Below are 220 nucleotides of genomic sequence, written 5' to 3'. Positions count from 1 at the left end.
ACTGCGCCCGGGAAAATCGCCGGCCATGGGGTGGTAGTCGTAGTTGCCGGTGCTATAGCCGGGGGCGTCGGCGATGGTGGTGCTGACCACGGTCGGTTGCACCTGGGCGCTGCGGGTCTGGATCGGGTTCGGCGCCGGGGTGAACAGTTGAGCGATGTCGACACCCAGGGCGCGGGCTGCGGCGGCAAGTTTTGCGTAGCTGACCGAGACCTGGGCCAGT

1 pseudogene is annotated in these 220 nt (G+C 67.7%); it reads right to left on the bottom strand.

Features of this window, described 5'->3' with window-relative positions:
• A pseudogene (locus F6S12_RS33580) lies at window positions 1–220 on the bottom strand (XRE family transcriptional regulator); the annotation flags it as partial.

Origin of the sequence: Pseudomonas sp. JV245A, assembly GCF_032424515.1 — a bacterium.
GTDB classification, from domain to species: Bacteria; Pseudomonadota; Gammaproteobacteria; order Pseudomonadales; family Pseudomonadaceae; genus Aquipseudomonas; species Aquipseudomonas protegens.
This window is presented reverse-complemented; position numbering and strand designations above follow the sequence as displayed.